The organism is Alkalibacterium psychrotolerans, from assembly GCF_054784355.1.
Genome location: NZ_BAAGPH010000089.1, coordinates 1 through 1,909, shown reverse-complemented (window position 1 = coordinate 1,909; position 1,909 = coordinate 1). Strand labels below are relative to the sequence as shown.

1 protein-coding gene is annotated in these 1,909 nt (G+C 34.8%); it reads right to left on the bottom strand.

What is annotated here, in order from left to right:
* Window positions 1-654: 654 nt before the first annotated feature.
* Window positions 655-1,728 (bottom strand): mandelate racemase/muconate lactonizing enzyme family protein, encoded by a 1,074-nt coding sequence (locus ACYVLS_RS09040; RefSeq protein WP_346025509.1) that lies wholly within the window; start codon window positions 1,726-1,728, stop codon window positions 655-657.
* Window positions 1,729-1,909 lie beyond the last annotated feature (181 nt).

The following is a 1,909-nucleotide window of genomic DNA, read 5'->3' as shown; positions in this document are numbered from 1 at the left end:
CGAAGAAAAGGAGGATGTACTTCTACATCTTCAGAAAAAATACAAAAGAACAATGAAGACCATCTAAAACCGACGGTTTTCATTGTTCTTTTTGTTTGTTAAGAGCTGGTTTTTTCCCAGCCCCGTAATTTAAAATAAAGTTGTTCAAATCAACGATTAAGAGCATTTTTAGAAAAACTATGAATTATTCAGGACTGTAACTGATAATTAAGTTATTTAAGAATCGAAAAGAGTAGTTACTGATGGACTCTATTTAAAGATTTTATAATGATGTGCTACTAGTTGTATTAGAGGAAAGGCCAACAAATGCGATTAGTTTGCTTAAAGCTATAAATAAAAGGCCAATAATTGTAGATGCTTTAGAGCAAGGTGGTAACTGTAAATACTAAATACAATTTACCTTTGAAACATTGCAGATGAAAATCTAGAAGAAATGTATGAAAAAGCTACTTGGCCAGTCTGTGGCCCACCACCTAGGTTAACTGCCGCCAAACAATTAATGAAGTAAAACGGTGTATCCTTAGAACAAAAAATCATCGAAGAGTTTGCTTTTCTAATTTAAGTCGTATATTAAAGACAATAAAAATCCCTCCAAAAGTTAGAGTAAATGACTAACTTTTTGGGGGGATTAATAATATGATTGTAGACTAAATATTAAAATTCTAAATCAATATCTAATCCTAGTCCTGGTTTTTCTGACAAAGTCATAATTCCACCTTCTTGCGTGAAATCACTCTTAATGCCGGGAACCTCTTTACTCATACGATAACTATCTAAGTCCGCATAAGTAATATTTTTTTGTGAAGCAGCTAAAGCTGCTCCAGCAGCAATCCCAATACGGGATTCAGACATACAACCTACCATACATTGTAAGCCAGCAGCTTGTGCGATCGCATTTATTTGTAAGGCAGGATAAATGCCACCGGATTTCATTAATTTAATATTGATGATATCGCATGCTTCTTCCTTAATCGCGCGAAATGCATCTTGGGGTGAGAGGACAGATTCATCCATCATAATTTGTTGTGTTACATTGTCTTTAATAAACTTCATACCTTCATAATCCCAATATGGAACAGGTTGTTCTACTTCTTCCACACCATACTTATAAAATTCATTTAGAACATGGACGGCTTGTTTCTTATAGTAGCCTTGGTTCGCATCCACTCGGAGACTGATATCTGGTCCAACTTCTTCTCGAATTAAACGAATCGCTTCTATATCATCTTTCGCATTCAATCCAACTTTTATTTTCAGAATATTAAATCCTTCATCGACATATTGTCTTGCAAGTTTCGCCATTTCTTTAGGTTCATCGATTCCGATTGTCATGTCTGATTCTACCTGGTTTGATGATCCCCCTAACAATTGGTAAACTGGAAGGCCTGTGTGTTTTCCTAAAATATCATATAAAGCTAAATCGATACCAGCTTTTCCTGCAGTCTTCCCTTTGTATTGGCGGTTCATGATTTCATGTATGCGCCCGATGTTTAAAGGATTTTCACCTTTTAATGTATTGTCCATTTCCGTTAAGAAATTTGTTACATCTTCTATGTTATTACCAGTAACAACTTTCGAAGGCTGAGATTCACCATACCCGGTAACCCCTGCATCCGTTTCAACCTTTACAATAACTGTATCCGTCCGAGTATCATCTGAACTCGCAATTTTGAAACTTACAATAGGTTCAATAGTAATTGTTTTGTGAGAAATTTTAGTAATTTTCATCGATTAATCTTCCTTTTCATAAATTTCAATAGCGACTTCCGTTGTTTCAATATCATTCACTAGTGTTGCATTAAACTGAAAATTATCGATGCTTGTCTATTGTTAATTAAATCACAATGAGTTTTCGTTAAAAATTTCAAAAAAGTCAAATGCTGGCGCAGCGGATGACTTTTTCCAGAAT